Annotated in this window: 21 protein-coding genes and 1 pseudogene; 13 read left to right on the top strand and 9 right to left on the bottom strand. The window is 62.1% G+C overall.

Annotated features, from left to right (window positions below; genetic code table 11):
• Positions 1 to 33 precede the first annotated feature (33 nt).
• The 4 genes from AC3EMP_RS29625 to AC3EMP_RS29610 are packed head-to-tail and all read right to left on the bottom strand — an operon-like array spanning position 34 to position 3510.
• Complete coding sequence (locus AC3EMP_RS29625) at positions 34 to 597, bottom strand: peroxidase-related enzyme (protein WP_023669869.1); 564 nt, start codon at positions 595 to 597, stop codon at positions 34 to 36.
• Entirely contained in the window at positions 594 to 1076 is a 483-nt protein-coding gene (locus tag AC3EMP_RS29620) for a CMD domain-containing protein (RefSeq protein ID WP_023669870.1), read from the bottom strand. Before AC3EMP_RS29620 ends, AC3EMP_RS29625 begins: the two co-directional genes overlap by 4 nt.
• Positions 1073 to 2542: an NAD(P)-binding domain-containing protein gene (locus AC3EMP_RS29615; RefSeq protein WP_023669871.1), complete on the bottom strand. Its 1470-nt coding sequence runs from the start codon at positions 2540 to 2542 to the stop codon at positions 1073 to 1075. The genes AC3EMP_RS29620 and AC3EMP_RS29615 overlap by 4 nt, the downstream gene beginning before the upstream one ends.
• Positions 2539 to 3510: a LysR family transcriptional regulator gene (locus AC3EMP_RS29610; protein ID WP_023669872.1), complete on the bottom strand. Its 972-nt coding sequence runs from the start codon at positions 3508 to 3510 to the stop codon at positions 2539 to 2541. The genes AC3EMP_RS29615 and AC3EMP_RS29610 overlap by 4 nt, the downstream gene beginning before the upstream one ends.
• A 231-nt stretch (positions 3511 to 3741) precedes the next feature.
• On the opposite strand from AC3EMP_RS29610, the gene AC3EMP_RS29605 reads away from it, so the two are divergent.
• Positions 3742 to 4812, top strand: coding sequence for an NAD/NADP octopine/nopaline dehydrogenase family protein (locus tag AC3EMP_RS29605; RefSeq protein WP_031197587.1), 1071 nt, complete (start codon positions 3742 to 3744; stop codon positions 4810 to 4812).
• Positions 4813 to 5022: 210 nt separating this feature from the next.
• On the opposite strand, the gene AC3EMP_RS29600 is transcribed toward AC3EMP_RS29605, so the two are convergent.
• The 3 genes from AC3EMP_RS29600 to AC3EMP_RS29590 are packed head-to-tail and all read right to left on the bottom strand — an operon-like array spanning position 5023 to position 6877.
• The gene (locus AC3EMP_RS29600) at positions 5023 to 5670 is read right to left on the bottom strand and encodes a transmembrane anchor protein (protein ID WP_352711308.1); all 648 of its coding nucleotides are present in this window, start codon (positions 5668 to 5670) and stop codon (positions 5023 to 5025) included.
• Between the two features lie 34 nt (positions 5671 to 5704).
• A complete protein-coding gene (locus AC3EMP_RS29595) occupies positions 5705 to 6439 on the bottom strand; it encodes a HupE/UreJ family protein (RefSeq protein WP_023713974.1) in 735 nt (244 codons plus the stop codon).
• Between the two features lie 48 nt (positions 6440 to 6487).
• Complete coding sequence (locus AC3EMP_RS29590) at positions 6488 to 6877, bottom strand: hypothetical protein (protein WP_023696825.1); 390 nt, start codon at positions 6875 to 6877, stop codon at positions 6488 to 6490.
• 104 nt (positions 6878 to 6981) lie between these two features.
• Here AC3EMP_RS29590 and AC3EMP_RS29585 point away from each other — a divergent pair, with 104 nt between their 5' ends.
• The 9 genes and pseudogenes from AC3EMP_RS29585 (at position 6982) to AC3EMP_RS29545 (ending at position 16010) form a co-directional block, all read left to right on the top strand.
• Positions 6982 to 7263: a metal-sensing transcriptional repressor gene (locus AC3EMP_RS29585; protein WP_023669876.1), complete on the top strand. Its 282-nt coding sequence runs from the start codon at positions 6982 to 6984 to the stop codon at positions 7261 to 7263.
• Positions 7264 to 7271: 8 nt separating this feature from the next.
• Positions 7272 to 8612 carry a cation diffusion facilitator family transporter gene (locus AC3EMP_RS29580; protein WP_023713973.1) on the top strand — a complete coding sequence of 447 codons (1341 nt, stop codon included), beginning with the start codon at positions 7272 to 7274 and terminating at the stop codon, positions 8610 to 8612.
• 64 nt (positions 8613 to 8676) lie between these two features.
• Positions 8677 to 9998, top strand: a pseudogene (locus AC3EMP_RS29575) (MFS transporter).
• Between the two features lie 9 nt (positions 9999 to 10007).
• A complete protein-coding gene (locus AC3EMP_RS29570; protein WP_031197584.1) occupies positions 10008 to 10448 on the top strand; it encodes a YqaA family protein in 441 nt (146 codons plus the stop codon).
• A 130-nt stretch (positions 10449 to 10578) separates the two neighbouring features.
• On the top strand, positions 10579 to 12141 hold the full coding sequence (locus AC3EMP_RS29565) for an ABC transporter substrate-binding protein (RefSeq protein ID WP_023804777.1): 1563 nt from the start codon (positions 10579 to 10581) through the stop codon (positions 12139 to 12141).
• 28 nt (positions 12142 to 12169) lie between these two features.
• On the top strand, positions 12170 to 13111 hold the full coding sequence (locus AC3EMP_RS29560) for an ABC transporter permease (protein ID WP_352711310.1): 942 nt from the start codon (positions 12170 to 12172) through the stop codon (positions 13109 to 13111).
• A gap of 4 nt (positions 13112 to 13115) precedes the next feature.
• Positions 13116 to 14027 (top strand): ABC transporter permease, encoded by a 912-nt coding sequence (locus AC3EMP_RS29555; RefSeq protein WP_023669882.1) that lies wholly within the window; start codon positions 13116 to 13118, stop codon positions 14025 to 14027.
• A complete protein-coding gene (locus tag AC3EMP_RS29550) occupies positions 14024 to 15034 on the top strand; it encodes an ABC transporter ATP-binding protein (RefSeq protein ID WP_023669883.1) in 1011 nt (336 codons plus the stop codon). The genes AC3EMP_RS29555 and AC3EMP_RS29550 overlap by 4 nt, the downstream gene beginning before the upstream one ends.
• On the top strand, positions 15027 to 16010 hold the full coding sequence (locus AC3EMP_RS29545; RefSeq protein WP_023686257.1) for an ABC transporter ATP-binding protein: 984 nt from the start codon (positions 15027 to 15029) through the stop codon (positions 16008 to 16010). The genes AC3EMP_RS29550 and AC3EMP_RS29545 overlap by 8 nt, the downstream gene beginning before the upstream one ends.
• Positions 16011 to 16044: 34 nt before the next feature.
• Here the strand turns inward: AC3EMP_RS29545 and AC3EMP_RS29540 are convergent, their stop codons facing one another.
• Together AC3EMP_RS29540 and AC3EMP_RS29535 are read right to left on the bottom strand one after the other, a co-directional pair.
• On the bottom strand, positions 16045 to 16515 hold the full coding sequence (locus tag AC3EMP_RS29540) for a chromate resistance protein ChrB domain-containing protein (RefSeq protein ID WP_023669885.1): 471 nt from the start codon (positions 16513 to 16515) through the stop codon (positions 16045 to 16047).
• Positions 16512 to 17486, bottom strand: a complete 975-nt coding sequence (locus AC3EMP_RS29535) for a Fe-Mn family superoxide dismutase (protein ID WP_023669886.1) — start codon at positions 17484 to 17486, stop codon at positions 16512 to 16514. The genes AC3EMP_RS29540 and AC3EMP_RS29535 overlap by 4 nt, the downstream gene beginning before the upstream one ends.
• Positions 17487 to 18055: 569 nt before the next feature.
• On the opposite strand from AC3EMP_RS29535, the gene AC3EMP_RS29530 reads away from it, so the two are divergent.
• From AC3EMP_RS29530 to AC3EMP_RS29520, 3 genes are all read left to right on the top strand, one after another.
• Positions 18056 to 19033, top strand: a complete 978-nt coding sequence (locus AC3EMP_RS29530) for a chromate resistance protein ChrB domain-containing protein (RefSeq protein ID WP_023669887.1) — start codon at positions 18056 to 18058, stop codon at positions 19031 to 19033.
• Between the two features lie 17 nt (positions 19034 to 19050).
• Positions 19051 to 20466 carry a chromate efflux transporter gene (chrA, locus tag AC3EMP_RS29525; protein WP_031197581.1) on the top strand — a complete coding sequence of 472 codons (1416 nt, stop codon included), beginning with the start codon at positions 19051 to 19053 and terminating at the stop codon, positions 20464 to 20466.
• Positions 20467 to 20552: 86 nt separating this feature from the next.
• A complete protein-coding gene (locus tag AC3EMP_RS29520) occupies positions 20553 to 21590 on the top strand; it encodes a Cj0069 family protein (protein WP_031201381.1) in 1038 nt (345 codons plus the stop codon).
• Positions 21591 to 21624 lie beyond the last annotated feature (34 nt).

Raw genomic sequence — 21624 nt, 5'->3', positions numbered from 1 at the left:
TGAGACGGACTGCTTCGACCGCATGCGACATCATCACCCGCTCTCCGCATGGCCGAGAACGTGCATCAGCCGGTTTGCCCAGCCGAAGATCGATATGGCGTGGATCAGGTCGATAATCTCGCGGTCGTCCATGCCGACTGATCGAAGCGCGGCGATATCGTCTGCCGTCGCTTCCGACGGGGCCGCCGACAGGCGGCGGGCAAAACTGTAGATTGCCGCATCGCGTGGGCCGAGCGCTTCAGGTTTATCGAGATAGAGCGCGGTGACCACTTCGTCGTTCTTGGTCAGCTCTGCATGCCTGCGGGCGTGAACAACGGCGCAGAATTTGCAGCCATTGACGATGGACGCACCTAATGCACCAAGCTCGCGGTCAGGGCGGGCAAGCCCGCCTTCGACATACATGATGGCGTTGAACAAGATGGTGCGGGCAAGGTAGCTCTCAGGGTCATGCGCAAGGGTGCGCACATATTCCGAAACTTTCTTGGCTGATGGCGTGACCTTCATCGCTTCAAGCTGTTCCGGCGTGGCCTCGGATAGCTCGACCGGCGCTATGTACGGATGCCAATTCAATGGCTTCAGGCGCACCGCGGAAATCATGCCGTCCTCAACAATCGCAGGCCGGTTGCCACCCGCGTCTGGAAATTGACGAAGGCGATGAGCTCGGAAAGGGCGACGATCTGAGGATTGTTCAATCCAGCTTGGGCGAGCAGGGCGATGTGGCCCGCTTCCGCCTTTTTCGGTGTCAGCGTAATCAGGTCCACATGACGTGCGATGGTCGCCAATGGCTCTTCCAAATCCGTTTCCCCCTGGGCTAAGGCCAGAAGCTGCTCAGTCGGATCGAGCTGAGCCAGCTGCACATCAAATTCGGCCATCAGGACCGGATCGGCATTCAGAGCGGCCATGCGACGGGCCAGAGCAACCCGCAAATTAGGCGCAAGCCCTTGGTCGTTTGCTGGCTGCAGGACGGAGAGGCGACATTCCTCGGCCCCCAGCACGAATTCAGGCCGAAACCGACGCGCGCTGAAAAGCGCATCGTGCGGTGATAGACCGGCGGCCTTGTCCATTGCGTCGATCACAGCGCGGCCTCCTTCTCCAACAAGGGTGTTGAATCGACCCATTCGTCGCCCAGAAGTTCGGGCGTGTCGTAAGCGATCAGGTTGGCGAAGTGGGTTTCGACATCTTCGGCAAACAGCGATGCGGCAATGCCGCGGACCAAACGGTCGGCACCCGCGCTGACGGCTGGGATATCACCGGAGACCTTGCCGTGCGTCAGCATGGCGGCGTCGTTGAAGCAGTGGATATGCGACAGCATCGGGCAGGAGCCGGGGACGCGCTCACGAAACTCGAAGGCGGGACCTAGGTCCGGTGCATCGGACATGCCTGCACGCGCCGGCCCCATGTCCGGTGTATATCGGCCATCCGACCAGGTGCGGATATGTGGCGCGATGGCTGCAAATTCCGGGCGGCCGTTGAAGTCGTTTGAAAAGCCGGTTGCCGCGATCAGGAAGTCGTAGCGCATCAGCCCCTGGGTGGTTTCGATAAGCAGGCCTCCCGCATCTTCCGTGACCGCGACGATGCCGCAGTCGAGAAAGAACCGGGCATTGGGGTGGCGAGAAACGCGAAGCGTCGATGAACGCGGCGGCGGCGTCTGGGTTGAGGCGGTGTAGTCGAAGAACTTCCACTTCCAGGCATCGGGCAATTGATGCATGCCGAGTACAACACCCGGACTGCCGATTCCGGTCAGCTTGTTGATGCGCGGCATTTCCTTGCGCCGGATCAACATGTCCACAGATCCGGCGCCCGCCTCGAGTGCGGTTGCGGCATTGTCCATGGACGAGGCACCGGCGCCGATGACCGCCACACGCTTACCTTGCAGCGCGTCGAAATCGATCTCGTCCGCAGAATGGGCCCAATAAGCGCGATCGATGCCCCTGAGGAAATCGGGCACGGCAAAACCGCCCAGACCAGAGCGGCCGGTGGCCAGAACGAGATGACGGGTGAGAACCCGGCCGGATTCCGCGCCTTCGATATCGATCGCAATCAGATCACCAACCGGTGCGACGCCGGTCATGCGCACGCCGTTGCGCACAGGCAGAGCAAGAACCTTGCGGTACCAGACCAGGTAATCCATCCACTGGCCCTTGGGGATTTTGTCCAGCGACCGCCAGGCGTCGACGCCCCATTGCGCCGTGAACCAGGCGCGGAACGTCAATTGCGGCAAGCCGAGCGACGGACCGTGCAGGGTCTTCGGCGACCGGAGTGTTTGCATGCGGGCAAACGTTATCCACGGTCCTTCGAGCCCAGCCGGCGCCGCATCATAGGCGACGACATTGGTGATCCCTGCCAGCACCAGCTTTGCCGTGGCAGCAAGTCCGCACATGCCAGCGCCAATGACCACGACATCACGGACCGGGGCGCCCTCATGCATGCGTGTGGGGACCCAGGGCTTGGCGGGCAGCTCGACAAAGTCGAGATCCTGCGCAAGCTGGGCTTCCAACGCGGCAAGGCCCGTCGATGCTGCCGGGGTGGGAGTATGCTTCATATTCCAGTTCCGTTATTTGTGCCCGACGCGGGATCGTTCACCAATTGGCTGGCCAAAGCTGGATCGAGCTTCTTGAAACCGACGATCGACCGTTCAGCCACCGCTTCGACCGCATCCATCAGCGCCTGCGCGACTGGGCGAAGGGGACGTTTTGAGGCAGCCACAACGCCCCAATAAAAGAGAACGGTTACATCGATCGGGCGAATGACGACCCCAGGCAGGGCGACGCCATAGGCCGTGAGGGGATCGATGACGGCCGCGACACCAGTATGGCGCACGATCTGCAACGCGCCGTAGGCAGTATTGGTCCGGATCACCGGGCCGGTGTCGATGCCCCGGGCAGCGAGTGCCTTGGCGACATGCAACTGAAACCGCAGCGGATTGAGCAACGTAGCCACGCGACGACCCGCAAAAGCCGAAAGCGGTATGACATCAAGTTCAGCCAGCGCATCGTCCTCCCGCACGGCAGCAACATCAGGCGCCGAATAGAGCCGTAGGACATCCAGACCGGGCGTATCGAGCGGCAGGCTTGAAAACCCGATCTCGGCACGTCCGCTGCGCACTTCCTGGGCGACGATCGAGGGAAGAAACTGCCCGAGATGCGTCTCGTGCGGAAGCTCGACACCCTTGAGCTCGGCCAGGGCCGCCGGGATCAAGCCGGTGCCGATCGCGGAGGTTGTGACAATCTGCAGGATCCGCCCACGGCCGGCGGCGATCATCTTGGCCCGCGCTGCAAGTTCGGTGAAAGACATCAACAATCGCCGCGCTTCCTCCTCGAATGCGACACCCTCTTCAGACAGCTGCACCCGTCGACCGATCCGATGCAGCAATTCGAAGCCAAGTTCGGCCTCGAGCTCCTGAATGGTGCGTGTCACCGAAGGTTGGGAACGCCCGAGCATGTCAGCCGCCTTGGTGATGCTGCCGCTGGCAGCAACCGCAAGGAAGGTCTGAAGGTCCCGGGTTTCCATGTTCTCCCTACATGCGTAATTCGTATGATTGACATCGTCTCATTCATTTTTGATATATGTCAAGCGGAAACTAATAGTCGTTGCGGCGTTTGCCGGCTCAGAGCCGGAGTCCTGATCGAAACGGCTGATGGCAACCGACGTGACTTCAATTCGGATCCTCCCGATGAAAAAACTTGTAGGCGGGGACGGCAAGGATTCTCGAACCATAAAGCCGGCGACAGGAGGAATGTTATGCGCGTGAGTATTCTGGGCGCTGGAGCAATTGCCTATGGCCTTGCGGCCTATTTGGCACAATCGGGACATACGCCAACACTTTGGTCACCGTCGGGAGACCGCACCAGAACGTTGGCGACTGGCGAATTATTGAAGGCGACGGGGGATATCGAGGCGACGGTGCCGGTGCGTATTGCCAATGATTGTAAAGATGCCATCGATCACGCGGATGTGGTGGTGATCGCGCTTCCCGCTTACGGCCACAAGATGGTGATGGATGCCGCGGTCCCTCACCTGGCAGATGGTATTCCTGTCATCGTCAGTTCGCACAGTTCGTTCGGCGCGCTGTATCTCTCCAAGCGGTTAGCCGAGCGCAAGGTCAGGTTGCCGATCGTCGTTTGGGGCACAACGCTCTTGACCGGCCGCCAGCTCGGACCAACAGAAGTCCAGGTCACTTCCATTCGCCAGAAGCTTGATGTTGCGACGCTGCCTTTCGATGCGCTCGATCAAGGGTACAAGCTTTGCACGGCCTTGTTCGGCGATCGTTTCGTCAAGCGCGATGGTCTGCTGGCAATTGCGCTCAGCAACCTCAATCCGCAGAACCATCTGGGAATTGCCCTTCTCAATCTCACACGAATGGAGAGGGCCGAGCGATGGAGCCAGGGGGGAAATGTCACTCCTGCCGTTGGTCGCTTCATCGAGGCTCTGGATGCCGAACGATTGGCCATAGCTGGCAATTTCGGTATCGCGGTTCGTACCGTCCAGGAACATTTTTCATTGTCGTTCCACGTCCCCATGAGCACCGTTTCGGAAATGAACCTGGAGATGGATCGCCAAGGTCGTGGCGGCTTTGGCCCGACGACTATCGAGAGCCGCTATATTCTCGAGGACGTTCCGTTCGGCCTGTTACCAACCGCAGTCCTGGGGAAGATCAGCGGAAATCCGGCGGTTCTCCATGAATCCGGAATTTCCATATTGTCGGCGGCTTATGGCCGGGATCTCAAGGGAGATAATGATATTCTTCCTGGGCTCGGCATCGAGAACATGACAAAGACGGATCTTGAAGCCCTTTGCCGCAAGGGGTTTTGAGCGCGCTCGCGGCCAATGCGGCGTGATTACGCTTTGAGGAAGCTAGCGCGACGCTCCTGTTACATCATTGCGAGCTGATTCTAACCAACGACATCCGAAGGGGACCAACACAGGTTGGATATTATCAAACTGTGTTGGTCCGAGTTGGCTATTTCACCTGCTTGATCTCCCCCGGCGCCAAACGGCGCCGGATAAGACGTGCCGTATCGATCACATCATGCGTTTGATGTCGGTGTACGCGCCATTCGTCTTCAGCGTCACGGTGACGTCGGCACCGGTGCGGTTGCGCCAGAACCAACCGTGATTGCCGTCAAAGGCTGCCTCAAGTACGCCCTCGTCCTCTGCAGCACCGCGTCCCTTCTCGTATGAGATGTTTTCGCCGCCGCCGTCACCATGGGTGTCGAAGTTCACCGCCGCGCCATTGGCTGTCCAAGAGTAGTTTGCCTTTGCGCCCTTGGCCATGACGAGCTTGATCTCAGCTCCTTCGCCGGGCTTGAGGGTGACCGACATTTCGTCCGTCCGCAGTTCCTGGGCAGAGGCGGAACCAATCACCAGTTCAGCGAAGACGCGCTCCAGAAGACTCGACTGCTGATCTTGGCCTGGCACTGCGGTCGGCGTGCCGTTTTGCAATTCGCGAAGGCGGTCTTGCTCGGCCTCTTCGGCGAGTTGTGTCTTGATCTCGCCCATCTCGGTGAGCTCGAGCGCTCGCCCAACGCCGGTGGGATCGATGGCGTATTCGGCCGGCAGCACGATGGTCACAAGGATGGCCGCTGCCGCGACAATGGCGATGAGGGTAGATCGGAGGAGCTGCATGGATGTCGGCAGTTCAGCGCGGGTCGGGACGTCTGTGTTGTACATGGGAGAATTCCTTTTTTGATCTTTACTTGGAGGTTCAGGAGACGACCCAGCCGGTGAGTTGATAGCCGATCAGCACAAACCCGGCGGTCATCATGATGGTGTTGGCGGTGTATGCGTGGCGCCAGAAACTGTCGGTCCGGCGCCAGTAGCCCATGACGATAAGGATAGCAGCGAGCGCCAGAAGCTGACCGACCTCAACGCCGACGTTGAAGGCAAGTAGGTTGGGCACGAGCCCGTCGGGCGAGATGTTGTATTCGATGATCTTCGTCGACAGGCCGAAGCCGTGGAAAAAGCCGAAGATCAGCGTCGCGATCTTGGTGTTCGGCTGGAAGCCGAGCCACCTCTGGAAGGCACCCATATTGTCGAGCGCCTTGTAGACGACCGACAGGCCGATGATCGCGTCGATGATGTAGCTGTTGATGCCAACGTTGAAATAGACGCCAAGCAGCATGGTCGTGGAATGGCCGAGCGCGAACAGGCTCACATAGATGCCAATGTGCTTCATCCGGTAGAGGAAGAAGATCACGCCGAACAGGAACAGGACGTGGTCGTATCCCGTCACCATGTGCTTGGCGCCGAGATAGATGAAGGGCAGCAGATTGATGCCCGTGATCTCCTGGATATAGCCCTTGTCGCCTTCGGCAACGGCATGGGCGAGGGCAGTCCACCCAAGCAATGGGAGGGTCAGGAGAGCAATGAGCACAGGAAGGGCAAACCGCCAGCGCGCGCAAGGCGTGCGTGGCGGACCCTTGTAGAAGGATCCTTGCATGAGAATTCCAATCGTCGTCGTTGAGGATGGCCGCGCGTGCGGCCGCGATCATGCGATGACGATCTGCCTGGGAGGGCGCTCAAGCCGGAAACGGATTTCTAGGTCGGCAAACGAAGGCGGGTAAACCAGCCAGCTCCGGCCTATCGGCGGTGCTGGCTGCGCGAAGCCCGGAAGCGTGCTCGCCGTTTCATGGGTGTGGTCGGCCGGATTGTGGCCGTGGGTATGACCAAAGCTCTGCTCATCGGCTTCGCCATCGTCATGGCTGTGGCCGTGTTTTCCGATCTGTGCTGTCAGCTCTGCGTGACGCGCTGCCTCGGCGGCAGCGAGCGCAATCGGGCTATGCGAGGCCGAACTACCCACTGGGGAGAGCAGCACGCCGAGAGTCATCGCGAACGCGACGATGAGACGAAAGGCTGTGCTAGGGATCCAATTCGGCATGCTTAACGATTATTCTCTAAAATCCTAACGAATGGTGGCATGCACCAGAATCGAGGCCACTTTGAGGCTTGGAATATCCTCTCGGGGGGGATAGCATCAAGGGCATGAATGAGCGTCCCCACGTCCACGAAACCCATCCTGCCATCATCAAGCGGCTGAAGCGCGCCGACGGCCATCTGCGCGGGATCGTCGAGATGATCGAGGCCGGGCGACCGTGCCTCGACATCGCCCAGCAACTTCATGCCGTGGAGAAGGCCATCGCCCAGGCCAAGAAGACGCTGATCCAGGACCACCTCAACCACTGCCTTGAAGACGTCGTCGGACCGCTGGCGCTCGAGCAGCGCCGCTCGATCGACGAGTTCAAGGATATCACCAAGTACCTGTGAGAAGCGCCATGATGGACAAAGTTCGCGATTGGTTCGGGTTCGGCCCGATGACGCAAGGCATGGGCGGCCACGGACATGATCACGGCGAGGGCGGCCATGGCCACACGCATGGCGTCATCGACCCGACGATCGCCACGACGACGCGCGGCATCTGGGCGATTAAATGGTCATTCGTCGTTCTGGCCATCACGGCGGCGCTGCAGTTGGTGGTTGTGTTCCTCTCCGGCAGCGTGGCGCTGCTGGCCGACACGATCCACAATGTCGGCGACGCGGTCACCGCCATCCCATTGTGGGTCGCCTTCATGCTGGCCCGTCGCAAACCGAGCAAGACGTTCACCTACGGGCTGGGTCGCGTCGAAGATCTGGCCGGCATTCTGATTGTCCTCATCATCTTGTTCAGCGCCATCGTTGCCGGCTACGAGGCGATCGACCGGTTGATCAATCCGCAGCCGATCGCATTTCTTGGCTGGGTCGCCATAGCCGGCATTATAGGTTTCTTAGGCAACGAGGCCGTTGCAGTGTTCCGTATCCGGGTCGGCCGCGAGATCAACAGCGCGGCGCTGATCGCCGACGGCTACCATGCGCGCACCGACGGCTTTACCAGTCTGGCGGTTGTGCTGGGTGCTATCGGCGTATGGCTGGGGTTTCCGCTGGCCGATCCGATCATCGGGCTCTTGATCACGGTGGCCATCTTCGCGATCGTCTGGCAGTCTTCGAAGGCAGTCCTCACGCGCATGCTCGACGGTGTCGAGCCCGGCATCGTCGATGAAATCCATCATGCCGCCGAGCATGTGTCCGGTATCGAACGTGTCCAAAGCGTGCAGGCGCGCTGGATCGGCCATCGCCTGCATGCCGACGTCGCCATCAGTGTCGCCGACGCGGCGACGGCCAAGGACGTGATGGGCGTCACCGAAGCCCTCAAGGAGGAACTGTTCGCCCACTTGCCGGCGTTGGCTGAAGCGAATGTTCGTCTGGAGAGTTCGGCCGGGTCTGCCGCGACGGGCACGGAACCCTCTCACTCACATGGTCATCATGCGCCGGAGCCCTTCAAGGTCGACTGCGATCTGGCTGCCGGGACATTGGAAATCGTCGACACGCCGGCTGGCGAGCGGATGCGGCTGACCATCGACCGGCATGCCGACGATCTGATGGCAACGGTGATCATCGATAGGCCTGGCGGGCCGGAGACGCTTCGCCTCGAACCCATCGCCGACAACCATCATCGCCTTGAGAGCACCGTGGCTCCTGCTGAGCCGCATGAGTTCCAGGCGAGGCTGGTCTTGGCCGCGAAGGGTCGCGAGCAGGTGCTGCCGTTCAAAATGGTCGAGCCGGAAGGCCACCATCACTGAGATCAGGCCCGCCATTCAATCGCCACAGATCAACGACCCATCGCTCCTCCAAGAAGACAGACATATGCTGCAAGTCCTTGCCAATCGCACTTATCGCCATCTTTTCCTGGCCCAGGTCATCGCCCTGATTGGCACTGGCCTTGCCACCGTGGCGCTCGGGCTGCTGGCCTATGACCTTGCCGGCGCCGATGCCGGCGCGGTGCTCGGCACGGCGCTTGCCATCAAGATGATCGCCTATGTCGGCGTGGCGCCCGTTGCCGCCGCGTTCGCCGAGCGCCTACCACGCCGTACCATGCTGGTTTCGCTCGACCTCATCAGGGCAGGGGTTGCCGTATTCCTGCCCTTCGTCACCGAAGTCTGGCAGATATATCTTCTCATCTTCATCCTGCAGTCGGCGTCAGCCGGCTTCACCCCGACCTTCCAGGCTTCGATCCCTGACGTGCTGCCCGAAGAGAAGGACTACACACGGGCCTTGTCGCTCTCGCGACTGGCCTACGACCTGGAAAGCGTCGTCAGCCCCCTCCTCGCGGCGGCGCTGCTTTCGGTCATAAGCTTCCATAGCCTGTTCGCCGGCACGGTTGTCGGGTTCCTGGCGTCAGCGGCGCTGGTCGTCTCCGTGGTGCTGCCCAGCCCGCAGCCCTCCGAGCCGCGCGGCATCTATGAACGCACGACGGGCGGGATCCGCATCTATCTGACGACGCCGCGTTTGCGCGGTTTGCTGGCCCTTAATCTTGCCGTCGCGGCGGCCAGCGCCATGGTGATCGTCAACACGGTGGTCCTGGTGCAGGCAAAATTCGACCTCTCCCAGAGCGACACGGCATTTGCCCTTGCCGCCTTCGTGGCGGCTCGATGATCGCGGCGCTGGTCCTGCCGCGGCTGCTGGACGGCATCCCGGATCGGGTTGCGATGTTGTCAGGCGCCGGCCTGCTGGTTGCCGGCGTGTTCGCAGGGCCGTTTGCCATCAGCTATCAGCTGCTCTTGCCGCTCTGGTTCGTGCTCGGGCTCGGCTATTCGCTGGCGCAGACCCCGTCTGGGCGGCTGATCAAGCGCTCGGCCGATCCCGTCGACCGGCCGGCATTGTTTGCCGCGCAATTCGCGCTTTCGCACGCCTGCTGGCTCATCACCTATCCGATCGCCGGACTCGTCGGCGCGGCGATGGGCCTGCCCTTCACCTTTATCCTGCTTGGCGTCATTGGCGCCGCGGCACTCTTTGCCGCGATGTGGTTGTGGCCGCGTCACGATCCCGACGTTCTCAGCCACGCCCATGACGATCTGTCTGACGGGCATTCGCACCTCGAGGACGCCGTCTGGACCGAAGCAGGCTTCGAGCATGCGCATGGTTATGTCGTTAACGATAGGCACCCAAAATGGCCGAAAGCGAGCTGAGCGGCCCCAATGCTGGGAGATGTTGGTGCCTTCGGCGCGCTGTTCCTCACCGCGTTCGCCGCAGCGACAATTCTGCCGCTGCAGTCAGAGGCGGTGCTGGCCGGCCTGCTGCTGACCGGAAGCCAGTCACCGGCGGCGCTGATCCTGGTCGCGACGATCGGCAACGTGCTTGGTTCGGTTGTCAACTGGCTGCTCGGCCGCTGCATCGACCGCTTTCGCGACCGCAAATGGTTTCCGGTCAAGCCCACTGCGCTCGATCGCGCCGCGGCGCGCTACCGCCGTTGCGGACGATGGAGCCTGTTGCTGAGCTGGGTTCCCGTCATCGGCGATCCGCTGACGATGATGGCCGGTGTTCTGCGCGAGCCGCTCTGGAGCTTCGTTGCGATCGTCACGATGGCGAAAGCCGGCCGCTATCTCGCGCTCTCGGCGGCGGCGCTGAACTGGCTGTAGGCCGCAACCGCGACCAAGTGGGTCGCTGGGGTAAAACTCTCAAACGGTTTTCCGACTTTATGTCTTATGTCTATACAAATTAGCAAGCGTGCACATGATCGTTGCCAATCAAACAAAAAGGGGAACTAACATGATGACTCTCGACCGCCGCAATTTCCTGGCCTCCACAGCCGGCCTGGCCTTCATTGCCGCGTTTCCACGCGCCGCGTACTCGGAGGGGCATGAAACGTTGAAGGTCGCCATTGCCGCCGAAACCGGCGATCTCGACCTGCTGCAAAACGTCTCCACGCTGAGTTCCTACACGGTCGTGTTCGACGCCCTCATACACTATGGCCAGGACGGCGCGCTCGAGCCCGGGCTCGCCACCAAGTGGGCTGTCGCCGGCGACCAGCTTTCGATCGCCTTCGACCTGCGCGAAGGTGTTGCCTTCAGTGACGGCACGCCCTTCGATTCGACCGCCGCGGAATGGAATCTCAAACGCTGGCTGGGCGTCGCGGATTTCTCATGGATCGGTGTGTCCGACGCATTCGACAGCATCGTCACCGATGGACCCAGCAAGTTGACGATCAAGCTAAAGCGTCCGGTGCCCGCCGCCTTGCTGGAGCTCACCATAGTGCGTCCGGTGCGCTTCCTGTCGCCGAAGGCGGTCGACGCCGGCGGCAAGCAGACCGCTCCGGTCGGCACCGGACCGTGGATCGTCGAAAGCTACGATTCCTCCGGCACCGTGCTGGTGCGCAACGACAAATACTGGGGCGAGAAGCCACTGTTTGCTCGCATGGAACTGAAGGTGGTTCCCGACGAACTCGCCCGCGCCAACGCGCTGCGTTCCGGCGACCTCGACGTGATCGGCGGCGACTGGGTGGCGACGCTGTCGCCGCGCCGCGCCCGCGCGCTTGAAAAGGACGGCATGAAAGTGGTGGCCGAGGCCGGCACCGCAACCATGCTGCTCGGTTATTCGCCGAAGGCCAAGATGATGGCCGACAAGGCCGTGCGCGAGGCCATCTATGTCTCGGTCGACCGCGCCGCGATCGCCAAGGTGTTGTTCGAAGGCTACGCAGATCCGGCGGCGGATCTCTTTCCGACCAACGTGCCTTCCTCGGGCAAGCGGCATAACGTGCCGGTACGCGACGTCGCCGCGGCCAGGAAAATCCTTGCCGATGGCGGTTGGAGCGAAAGCGGAGGCGCCTGGAGCAAGGAGGGCGCGCCGCTGGCGATCGATTTCCTCGTATCGGAGGAATCGCTGCCGGGTTCGCGCCGCATCGCCGAGATGATCCAGGGTCAGCTGTCCGAGGTCGGCTTCCAGGTTCAGGTCTCGTCAGTCGACAACGCCACCATGCACGACCGTCGCCCGGCGTTCGAATATGATCTTGCCTTCTTCACCACCTATGGCGCGCCCTATGATCCGCACGGCACGCTCGGCAACGCGTTCGTATCCACCGCCGACAGCGGGCCGGACGGCAAGATCTATGTTTCCCCGGAGCTTGATGGCGTGGTCAAGGCCGCGCTCGAAGCGAGCGGCGACGAACGCGAAGCCAAGATGCAGGCGCTCTACGACTGGCTGCACGACAACCGGGCGATCTGCCCGCTCGTTGTCAGCCAGCGGCTGTGGGCGCACAATCCTCGCGTCGAGAACTTCGCGCTTCCCGCGACGGACTACGACCTGCCGTTCAAGGCGATCACGCTGAAGGCCTGAACGCCTCGAATCTCCTGGGGGAGTTCCGATGAGACGCACGATTCTGCGAAGGATGTTGCTTGCCTGTCTGCTTGTCGTGGCGGCATCGGCATTGACCTTTACAATGGTTGCCGCGGCGCCGGGCAACGTCGCCGCGCTCATGGCCGAGCGTGCGGCAGGCCCGGGCGCGGATGCCGAAATGATCAAGAAGATCGGCGAGGACCTCGGGCTCTATGATCCGCTGCCGGTCCGCTACGGCCGATGGCTTTTCAGCGCTATCACCGGCGATCTCGGCGTCTCGCTGCGCACCGGCAAGCCGATCGCGCAGGAATTCGCCGCCAGAATCCCGATGACGGCGGCGCTGCTTGCGGGCGGCGGCATTCTCGCCTTTTTCCTGTCGCTGGCGCTCGGCGTTGCCGGTGCGGTCAGCAATGGTGGCGCGTTGGACCGGTTCCTCCACGCCTTCTCGCTGGTCGGCGCCTCGACGCCGAACTTCTTCGTGGCGGCGCTGCTGGTCATCGTCTTTTCGGTGATGCTGGGCTGGCTGCCCACCTTCGGCGTCGGCGGCTTCACCTCGTGGCTCTTGCCGTGGGTGACAATCGCCCTGTTTCCGGCATCGGTGCTGAGCCGCGTCGTCCGCGTCAACCTCCAGGAGGCCATGTCGCGACCCTTCGCCACGACGGGCTTCGCGAAGGGCTACACGAGGACACAGGTGCTGATGCGCGAGGCTCTGCCCAACATCGCCATCCCGTTCCTGACCACCTTCGGCGCCCAGTTCACGCTGATGATCATCGGTTCGATCGTGGTTGAAACGGTGTTTGCGCTGCGCGGCGTCGGCGCCTTCTTTATCGATGCAATCCGCTTCCGCGACTTCGTCGGCATGCAGTCGGTTCTGTTGCTGTTCGTGGTGTTCTTCGTTGTCGTCAACCTGATGGTTGACGTGATCTGCATGTTTGTCGACCCGCGCATGCGTAGGGCGAGAGGAGCTTGATCCGATGAACACTTCCTTGTTCAGGAGCATGAAGGACTGGCCCTGGCTGGTGCTGCTGCCAGTCGTCTTCTTTGTCGCGGTCGGTGTGCTCGGTCCCTCGATCATGCCTTACGATCCCGGCGCGCAAGACTACGACGTCACGCTTGCGGGACCGAGCTGGGCTCACTGGCTGGGCACCGACTATCTCGGCCGCGATATTCTGAGCCGCATCATCGGCGGCGCCCGCATATCGCTGGTGGCGATGGTGATCGTGCTGGTGGCCGCACTTGCCATCGGCGTCAGCATCGGTTCGTTCGCCGGTTATGTCGGCGGGCGCGTCGAGCTGGTGTTGATCAGCCTCATCGACATCGCGCTGGCGCTGCCAAGCTTGGTGATCGCGCTGGCGCTGATCGGCATTCTCGGCACCGGCTACTGGTCGATGATCACGGCGCTGACGCTGGCGTGGTGGGCGAACTATGCCCGCATGAGCCGCGCCGTGGTCACCGCCGAATTGCAACAGCCCTATATCGAAGCGGCAAGGGTGATGGGCGCCAGCCATCTGTGGATCTTTGTGCGCCATATCCTGCCGCATGTCCTGGCCCTCGTCGTGGTCTATGCCAGCGCCGATGCTGGCGCCCTTGTCCTGGCCATCGCGACGCTGAGCTTCCTCGGCCTGGGCGTCGCGCCGCCGGCGCCGGAATGGGGCCAGATGCTGGTCGACGGCATGAGCTACATTGAGGAATACCCGAGGCTGGTCGTCCTTCCGGGCCTTGCGCTCACTTTGGTGGTGGTCAGCTTCAATCTGCTGGGCGAGACCTTCGCGTTGCAAAAGGTGCCGAGGCCGGTGCGCGGCGGTTTGCTGCGCAAGCGTCGCAAGGCGCGCGCCGTTGAGGAAGCGGAGCGGAACGCCGTCGAAACGGGAACAGCCGCGCCATGAGCGACGAGCCGATCTACTCCATAGAAAACATGGTCATTGATCTCTACGCCACGACCGTTTCCGTGCGCGCGGTCGATGGGGTGTCGTTCAACGTCCGTCCCGGCGAGACAGTCGCCGTCGTCGGCGAGAGCGGTTCGGGCAAGACCGTCATGACGCTTGGGCCGCTCGGCCTGCTGCCCGAGGGCGTCACCGTCGACATCAAGGGATCGGCCCGAGCCGAAGCGAGCGAACTGGTCGGAATGGAGTCCAGGCGCTTGTCTGACCTTCGCGGCCGCTATTTCGGCGTCATTTTCCAGGACCCGATGAGCGCGCTGAACCCGATGCTGAAGATCGGACCGCAACTGGCGCGCCAGGCGCGCCGCTTTGCCAATCTCTCGCATGCGGATGCCCGCAAGGAAGCGGTCTCGCTGCTCGCCCGCACCGGCATCCCTGACCCGGAAGACCGCTACGATCGCTATCCGCATGAAATGTCTGGCGGCATGCTGCAGCGCGCCATGATCGCACTGGCCCTGGCAAGCCGGCCGCGCGTGCTGATCGCCGACGAGCCGACCACTGCGCTGGACGCCACGGTGCAGGCGCAGATCCTGGAGCTCATCCGCCAGATCCAGCGCGAGGAAGGCATCGCGGTCGTGCTGATCACGCACGACATCGGCGTCGTCGCCTCGGTCGCGGACCGGGTCATGGTGCTCTATGCCGGGCAGGTGGCGGAGGAGGGGACCGCGATGGATGTGCTGACGCGGCCGACGCATCCCTATACACGCGGGCTGCTTGCCTCTGTACCGGATTTCCGCGCCGACGAACGCGCCGCGACCAAGGAAATACCAGGTTTGCCGCCGAACCAGATCAGGCTGGAGCCGGGCTGCCGTTTCGCTGCCCGCTGCGAACTGGTTGAGCCCGAATGCCGCGTGCATCGGCCGCCGCTCCAGACGATCTCGACGGGCGGGACGCCGCACAAGGTGGGATGCCCGGTGGTGCTGAGGCGGGAAGGGATAGCAATCCATGGCTGACATTGCGGCGATTGAGGTCAAGGGCCTGAAGGTCCATTTCGCCAACCGCTCCGGAACAGGCGCCGTGCGGGCGGTCGACGGCATCGACCTGACCATTCCGCGTGGTGCCTTCCATGGCATCGTTGGCGAATCCGGTTGTGGCAAGACCACGCTGGCTCGCAGCGTCGTCGGCCTGCAGAAGGAGACTGAGGGTACGGTGCTGATCTCGGGGCGGGATCGCGCCCAGTGGCTGAAGTCGGACCGCAAATCGTTCAGCCGCGAGGTCCAGTTCGTCTTCCAGGATCCGCTGGGCTCGATGAGCCGTCGCCAGACCGTCTACCAGACGCTGGAAGAGCCGCTGCAGATCCATCGCCTCGGATCTCCGGCCGAGCGCCGGCGCCGTATTGGCGAGCTGCTGGATCTGGTGGCGCTGCCAGCGACCGTGCTCGACCGCCTGCCGCGTTCGCTTTCCGGCGGCCAGCGCCAGCGCGTTTCGATCGCTCGCGCGCTTGCGCTGAAGCCATCGATCCTGGTTTGCGACGAACCGCTCAGCGCGCTTGACGTTTCGATCCGGGCGCAGATCGTCAACCTGTTCACATCATTGCAGAAACAGCTTGGCCTTACCATCGTCATCGTTGCGCATGACCTGGCGATCGTGCGCGAGGTCTGCTCAAACGTGACGGTGATGTATCTTGGCCGCATCGCGGAAGCCGGCGTGACGCGGCCGCTGTTTCGCGAGCCGGCCCATCCCTACAGCCAGGCACTGCTTTCGGCGGTTCCTTCGCCGGATCCTCGTATCGAGGCCGGCCGTCGCCGAATCATCCTCGCGGGCGACCCTCCAAGCCCCAGCGCGCCGCCACCGGGATGCCGCTTCAACACCCGCTGTCCTGTGGCGATCGATGTCTGCCGGACCGAGGAGCCGATGTTGCGCTCGGTGCCGCATGGCGGGGTCGCGGCCTGCCACCTGGCCGACGGCGAGCGGCGGCCGGTGATTTGAGTGCCGACTTGATCTGCCCTCGTTGCCCGCTACTTCAGGCCGCCGCCGGCTTCGTGACGGGTGGCCAGCTATGGGTCTCCGCCTTGCGTCGTGAGGCCCAGGCATAAAGCGCATCGTAAATGACGAAGCCGTGCTTCAGGATCTCGTGGTCGTCGGGCGTCACGTCCCGCAGCCCCATGGAGATCGCGAGCAGTCCTGCAGACTGTGGCGTGAGATCGTGCCGATCCGTGTCGGCGCCGCGCACGATCGCGGCAATGGTCACGATCGCCGGGTCGCGATCGAGGCCGAATTTCGAGACGAAGGTGTCGAAGCTGCAACCGTCGCCGACATGGGTGAATTCGACGCCGGGCACGTCGTAGGGTGTCGCGCCCGCTTCCTGGGCAACACGGATCACCTGATCAGGTGCCGCGAACAGGAAATCAGGTTCCTTGTCGATGAAGCGTGCAATCAGCCAGGGGCAGGCGATGCGGTCGATGACCGGGCGTTCACGGGTAACCCATTTCATGACGCAATCCTTTCTTCGCTCATCACCAGAGGGACGGTTGGCGCGCCGATGGCGTGCCAGGCGGCGATGCCGCCTGAGAGCGCCGTTGCATCGACGCCGCGGCGACGCAGTTCGGCGACTGCGTCGCCGCTGACCTGGAAGCCGTAGACGCAATAGACGATGACAGGCCTGTCCCTCGGCAGTTCATCGGCCCAATCGGCAATGGTCTCGGGAGCGCGGAGCTTGGCGCCCGGCAGCATATCGCTGCGTTTTGCCAGATCGTCGGCCAGGCAGACGTCGAGCACGACCAGATCTTCGCCCTGGTCGAGTCGGGCCCGCAGTTCCTCTGGCGCAACAGTTGGAACCTTATTGTCCGATGCAGGTCCTGTTGAAGGATCGCGCTGCGCGACAGCCCGCCGGTGGCGGGCGGCAACCCGCTCCCAATGGATGTTCTTCATGAACGCGTCGACATAGGCGCCAGCCTTGGCGCCAAAATCGAGGTGGTAGGCATGTTCGTACATGTCGAGCGCGAGGATCGGCATGCCGCCGGCGAGACAATTGGTGTGATCCGCCGCCCATTGAATCGTCAGCCGATCGCGGCGCTCCGACCAGGTCAGCAGCGTCCATCCCGAGCCTCCGGCCTGCGCCTTAGCACAAGCCATGAACTTGGCGCGCCATGCCGCCACGCTGCCGAAGTCGCGCTCCAGTGCTGCGGCAAGATCGCCTCCGGCATCGCCGGAACCACCGAGCCCATCGAAATAGATCTCGTGCAGGATCGCCGAATTTGCCGCGACCAGCTCTTCGCGCTTCAACCCGTTGATGTCGAAGACGGGTGCTGCGCCCCAGTCGAGTTCATCGAGCCGCTGTTCGATAGCGTTGAGGCGGCGAACCGCACCGCCGTAATTGTTTTCATAATGGCTGGCCAGCAGGCGTTCGGACAGTCCGACGAGCCTGGGCGGCTTGAACGGCAGCGGCATGATCTGGTGCGGCATTGGATTTCCTCGCTCGGCGGCACGGCCATCCGTGAGCAGGCGCACGTTATGCCCAAACGAGAAATGATACAAGTGTTGCATCTTGCTCAGACGTTTGATACCGGTCACTTATGGGCGAGAGGGGATCGATCCCAGCTGCGCCGGGTATTCCACCAAGGACGAGGAGCGAACCATCTGCGGCTGAACCGCAGTCCTCAGGGGCGGCACGCCTTGGGTGGTTGCCACCACCGATGTCGCTTCCGAAAGGCCCGCGGTCACCTCGACGCGACCGTTGTCGGTGACACCAGCCTTGATGGCGAGGCGTGTGATGCGATTGTCCGTAACTGTGTACACGAAGGTGCCGTCGCCACTACTTCCGGGGCCTCCATTCCTGCCGGACGACGTTCGAGGGGCGCCACATGAGCTTTCTTTCTTCGCCCGGAAGTGCGCTGGGGCGCTTCGACAACCGACGATGAGCTTCGCCCGCATTGAAGTATGGTGTCTCTGCGGATTTTGGCCATTTAGTATGGTTTGCGCATGAGTCATGATACAAGTGTTGCATCTAATTCAGTCCATGATACGGTTCACTTATGAGTGAGGGGCAATCGCAGGAGCAGCGCTGGCTGCTCCTGATTTATCAGCTGCCAAGCAAGCCCGCCTATTTCCGGGTGAAGATCTGGCGACGGTTGCAAGGCATCGGCGCGGTCGCAGTCAAAAGCACCGTTTACGCCCTGCCGGCGAATGCCGAGATGCAGGAGGATTTCGAATGGCTTCTGAAGGAGATCGTCGCCGGCGGCGGCGAGGCCATGATTTGCGAGGCGCGCCTTGTCGACGGTCTGTCGGACGCGCAGGTGCGGGCGATGTTCGACGCGGCCCGTGATGCCGACTATGCGGAGATCGCTGGGGAAGCGCGCGAGCTGGCTGCAGCGATTGGGGCCGACGCGACATCGGAAAAACACGCAGAAGCGCGTCCGCAACTTGGTCGCTTGCGCAAGCGGCTCACTGAAGTGGTGATGATCGACTTTTTTGGTGCCAGCGGTCGCCTCACGATCGAGGGACTGATCGCCGAACTTGAAACACAGCTTACAGAGGACAAGGCCATGACCAAGGAACCGAAGAAGGCCGCCGAGCCGAGCGAGCTCAAGGGCCGAATCTGGGTCACGCGCCGGGACGTGCATGTCGACCGCATCGCCTGCAGTTGGCTGATCCGCCGGTTCATCGATGCTGACGCGATCATCCGCTTCGTAGCGGGCAAGGGATACGTGCCAAAGGAGGGGGAATTGCGCTTCGACATGTTCGAAGGCGAAATCACCCATGAGGGCGATCGCTGCAGCTTCGAAGTTCTGCTTACCCGCGCCGGCATCAATGATCCGGCACTCCAGGCCATCGCCGAGATCGTCCATGACATCGACCTCAAGGACAACAAGTTCGGTCGCGAGGAGGCGACTGGGATTGCCAGTCTGATTGCAGGCATCGCCATGGCGAACGAGAGCGACGAACAGCGGATCGCGCAGGGCGCTCCTGTCTTCGACAACCTCTATCAGTATTTCCGCAAGAAACGCGGATGACCGCAGGGACTCAAACTATGGCCAATCTGGAGCAGTCCGTCACGACGCCGCCATCTCTGGCCGAAACCCACGACCATGACATTTCGTTTGCGGACGCCATGCGAGTATGGGCCCGCGTTGCAATGCTCAGCTTCGGCGGCCCGGCCGGCCAGATCGCCATGATGCATCGGATCGTCGTTGAGGAAAAGCGCTGGATCGGCGAGACGAGATTCCTGCATGCGCTCAACTACTGCACGCTGCTGCCCGGTCCGGAGGCGCAGCAATTGGCCATCTATATTGGCTGGCTCATGCACAAGACCAAAGGCGGCCTCGTCGCGGGAATCCTGTTCGTGCTGCCAGGCGCGGTCGCCATCATGGTCCTGAGCTGGATCTACGCCATCTTCGGCAACGTTGGCGCTATCCAGGCGCTCTTCTTCGGCCTGAAGGCGGCGGTTCTGGCCATCGTGCTCGAAGCGGTCCTGCGGATCGGCAGGAGGGCGCTCAGGAACAATGTGATGGTCGGCCTCGCTGCGGCAGCCTTCATCGCCCTGTTCTTCTTCCATGCACCGTTCCCGCTGGTCATCCTGGTTGCGGCCGTGATCGGCTACGTCGGGGGCAAGATGGGTTGGGCCGCATTCCAGCCAGGCAATGGACATGGCAAGCTTGGTGGCAAGCAGGTCGATGATGTCGACTCGGCGCTTGGCGAAGGGATGCCGGCGCATGCCCGGCCATCCATCGAATGGTCGCTGAAGATTGCGGCGGTGTTTCTGCTGCTATGGTTCGTTCCGGTCCTTTTCTTGTTGCTGTTTCTTGGGCAAGGCAATGTCTTCACCGACATCGCCATCTTCTTTTCCAAGATGGCGGTGGTGACGTTCGGCGGGGCCTATGCGGTGCTTGCCTATGTCGCCCAGCAAGGAGTCGAGCACTATGGCTGGCTGAAGCCTGGAGAAATGCTGGATGGCCTCGGCATGGCCGAAACAACGCCGGGTCCGCTGATCATGGTCACTCAATTCGTTGGTTTCATGGGAGCATTCCGGGAGCCGGGGGTTCTTAACGCGTTGGTCGCTGGAACGCTCGGCGGCCTTCTGACGACGTGGGTGACCTTCGTCCCGTGCTTCCTGTGGATATTTCTCGGCGCGCCGTACATAGAGACGATGCGCAGCAACAAGGCCCTGTCAGCCGCACTGTCGACCATCACGGCAGCGGTGGTTGGAGTGATCCTGAACCTCGCGGTGTGGTTCGCGCTTCATGTCCTGTTTCGCGATTTGCATGAGATCGGCTTGCTGGGCATGAGGCTCGACGTGCCAGTCCTCGGTTCCCTCAACATTCCGTCTCTCGTACTGACCCTCGGTGCGATGCTGGCGGTATTCCGCTTCAAGGTCGGCGTGATCCCGATGCTAGCGGCATGTTCGATCCTGGGCGTGCTTTTCGGCGTCGCGGCGGGCTCGGTCTAGGGCGATCTTTCTGCTCGGATGCGAGCATCGCAGTCTATTTCGTATCGGGGCTGCCTGATGGGCGAGCAAGTAGGAGGCGAGGTATAATGGGCACGAGGCGAGTGGCTTTGGTCTGGCGCGGTGACCGGGAGGCGCGTCGCACGGCGACACCGCAGAACAACCGGTTTCATCGCGTGTTCGAGGAACTCGCTGCGATCGGTGTTCACGCCGAACCGGCCGTTTATGACGAAGAGTTTGCCGAGGAGGTTCGGACCCAGCTCCTGGCGACGGACGGCGTGCTGGTCTGGGTCGATCCCTTGCACGAGGGAAAAACCCGTGCGGTGCTTGACCCGCTGCTGCGCGACGTGGCGGCACGCGGCCCCTGGGTGAGTGCACATCCAGACGTGATCCTGAAAATGGGCGTGAAGGAAGTTCTGCACCGTACGAAGCATCTCGGATGGGGAACCGATACTTACCTCTACGGCTCCGCCGAGGCTTTTCGCGAGGCGTTTCCGGAGCGGCTTCGAACGGCCGGTCCACGGGTGCTGAAGCAGAACCGCGGCAATGGCGGCCAGGGAGTATGGAAGGTCGAGCTGATCGGTTCGCTTCCTGGCGGAGAGCCGGCGGTTCGGGTGCTGCACGCGCGACGCGGCAGTACGCCGGAAGAACTCGCACTGCCGGATTTCATGGCGCGCTGCGAGGTGTATTTGACACCCGATGGCTGCATCGTGGATCAGCCATTCCAACCGCGTTTACCCGACGGGATGATCCGCTGTTACATGGGCGCCGACAAGGTGGTCGGCTTTGGCCACCAGTTCATCAAGGCCCTAATCCCGCCACCTCCTGAAGGGCCAGATTCCGAGGCTGCGCAACCAGGGCCGCGGATAATGCATCCCGCCACGGCCGAACCGTTTCAGTCGCTGCGGACCAATATGGAAACCGGGTGGACGCCGCAAATGATGGCTGTGCTAGGCGTCGATGCCAGGTCGCTGCCGATCATTTGGGATGCCGATTTTCTCTACGGACCACGGACTGTGTCAGGTGAAGACACGTATGTGCTTTGTGAGATCAACGTCAGCTCGGTCTTTGCCATCCCCGATCAAGCGCCGGCCGAAATAGCTCGACTCGTTGCCATGCGATTTTGAATCGACGAAGATTGGCGGTCCGGGGGCTCTGGCC

The organism is Mesorhizobium sp. P160219, from assembly GCF_057786095.1.
The sequence above is the reverse complement of the archived record's forward strand: the minus strand, read 5'-3'. Positions and strand labels throughout refer to the sequence as shown.

Coding starts and splice junctions, on each gene's coding strand:
- AC3EMP_RS29590 (WP_023696825.1), bottom strand. CDS start 6,877: ATGCCGAATTGGATCCCTAGCACAGCCTTTCGTCTCATCGTCGCGTTC.
- AC3EMP_RS29560 (WP_352711310.1), top strand. CDS start 12,170: ATGAGACGCACGATTCTGCGAAGGATGTTGCTTGCCTGTCTGCTTGTC.
- AC3EMP_RS29535 (WP_023669886.1), bottom strand. CDS start 17,486: ATGCCGCACCAGATCATGCCGCTGCCGTTCAAGCCGCCCAGGCTCGTC.
- AC3EMP_RS29595 (WP_023713974.1), bottom strand. CDS start 6,439: ATGCAAGGATCCTTCTACAAGGGTCCGCCACGCACGCCTTGCGCGCGC.
- AC3EMP_RS29520 (WP_031201381.1), top strand. CDS start 20,553: ATGGGCACGAGGCGAGTGGCTTTGGTCTGGCGCGGTGACCGGGAGGCG.
- AC3EMP_RS29565 (WP_023804777.1), top strand. CDS start 10,579: ATGATGACTCTCGACCGCCGCAATTTCCTGGCCTCCACAGCCGGCCTG.
- AC3EMP_RS29530 (WP_023669887.1), top strand. CDS start 18,056: ATGAGTGAGGGGCAATCGCAGGAGCAGCGCTGGCTGCTCCTGATTTAT.
- AC3EMP_RS29580 (WP_023713973.1), top strand. CDS start 7,272: ATGATGGACAAAGTTCGCGATTGGTTCGGGTTCGGCCCGATGACGCAA.
- AC3EMP_RS29555 (WP_023669882.1), top strand. CDS start 13,116: ATGAACACTTCCTTGTTCAGGAGCATGAAGGACTGGCCCTGGCTGGTG.
- AC3EMP_RS29610 (WP_023669872.1), bottom strand. CDS start 3,510: ATGGAAACCCGGGACCTTCAGACCTTCCTTGCGGTTGCTGCCAGCGGC.
- AC3EMP_RS29540 (WP_023669885.1), bottom strand. CDS start 16,515: ATGAAATGGGTTACCCGTGAACGCCCGGTCATCGACCGCATCGCCTGC.
- AC3EMP_RS29615 (WP_023669871.1), bottom strand. CDS start 2,542: ATGAAGCATACTCCCACCCCGGCAGCATCGACGGGCCTTGCCGCGTTG.
- AC3EMP_RS29605 (WP_031197587.1), top strand. CDS start 3,742: ATGCGCGTGAGTATTCTGGGCGCTGGAGCAATTGCCTATGGCCTTGCG.
- chrA (WP_031197581.1), top strand. CDS start 19,051: ATGGCCAATCTGGAGCAGTCCGTCACGACGCCGCCATCTCTGGCCGAA.
- AC3EMP_RS29570 (WP_031197584.1), top strand. CDS start 10,008: ATGCTGGGAGATGTTGGTGCCTTCGGCGCGCTGTTCCTCACCGCGTTC.
- AC3EMP_RS29550 (WP_023669883.1), top strand. CDS start 14,024: ATGAGCGACGAGCCGATCTACTCCATAGAAAACATGGTCATTGATCTC.
- AC3EMP_RS29600 (WP_352711308.1), bottom strand. CDS start 5,670: ATGTACAACACAGACGTCCCGACCCGCGCTGAACTGCCGACATCCATG.
- AC3EMP_RS29625 (WP_023669869.1), bottom strand. CDS start 597: ATGATTTCCGCGGTGCGCCTGAAGCCATTGAATTGGCATCCGTACATA.
- AC3EMP_RS29545 (WP_023686257.1), top strand. CDS start 15,027: ATGGCTGACATTGCGGCGATTGAGGTCAAGGGCCTGAAGGTCCATTTC.
- AC3EMP_RS29585 (WP_023669876.1), top strand. CDS start 6,982: ATGAATGAGCGTCCCCACGTCCACGAAACCCATCCTGCCATCATCAAG.